This is a genomic window from Pseudidiomarina donghaiensis (assembly GCF_900116895.1).
GTDB lineage: Bacteria > Pseudomonadota > Gammaproteobacteria > Enterobacterales > Alteromonadaceae > Pseudidiomarina > Pseudidiomarina donghaiensis.
Window position 1 is genome coordinate 1 of sequence record NZ_FPCF01000017.1, and the last position, 1024, is coordinate 1024.

General features: G+C 52.4%; 1 rRNA gene. It reads left to right on the forward strand.

The features are described from left to right. Positions 1-1024, forward strand: a 23S ribosomal RNA gene (locus tag BM334_RS12595); the annotation flags it as partial.

A 1024-nucleotide genomic window follows, 5' to 3' on the forward strand; every position in this document is an offset into this window, starting at 1 on the left:
TGCTGGGTAGGGGAGCGTTCTGTAAGCCGTTGAAGGTGTGTTGAGAAGCATGCTGGAGGTATCAGAAGTGCGAATGCTGACATGAGTAACGATAATGCGGGTGAAAAACCCGCACGCCGGAAGACCAAGGTTTCCTATCCCATGCTAATCAGGGTAGGGTAAGTCGGCCCCTAAGGCGAGGCCGAGAGGCGTAGTCGATGGGAATCAGGTTAATATTCCTGAACCGACATGTACTGCGATGGGGGGACGGAGAAGGCTAGGCAAGCCGGGTGTTGGTTATCCCGGTGAAAGTATGTAGGTTGAGAGTTTAGGCAAATCCGGACTCTTAAGACTGAGATACGAGACGAGCACCCACGGGTGCGAAGTTGTTGATGCCCTGCTTCCAGGAAAAGCCTCTAAGCTTCAGGTACATGTTGACCGTACCCGAAACCGACACAGGTGGTCAGGTAGAGAATACTAAGGCGCTTGAGAGAACTCGGGTGAAGGAACTAGGCAAAATAGTACCGTAACTTCGGGAGAAGGTACGCCAGAGCTAGTGAAGTCCACACGGACGGAGCTGGAGCTGGCCGCAGTGACCAGGTGGCTGGGACTGTTTATTAAAAACACAGCACTCTGCAAAATCGAAAGATGACGTATAGGGTGTGACACCTGCCCGGTGCCGGAAGGTTAATTGATGGGGTTAGCGTAAGCGAAGCTCTTGATCGAAGCCCCGGTAAACGGCGGCCGTAACTATAACGGTCCTAAGGTAGCGAAATTCCTTGTCGGGTAAGTTCCGACCTGCACGAATGGTGTAACCATGGCCACGCTGTCTCCACCCGAGACTCAGTGAAATTGAAATCGCCGTGAAGATGCGGTGTACCCGCGGCTAGACGGAAAGACCCCGTGAACCTTTACTACAGCTTGGCACTGAACATTGAACCTCCATGTGTAGGATAGGTGGGAGGCTATGAAGCGTTGGCGCTAGTTGACGTGGAGCCATCCTTGAAATACCACCCTTGTATGTTTGATGTTCTAACTTAGCCCC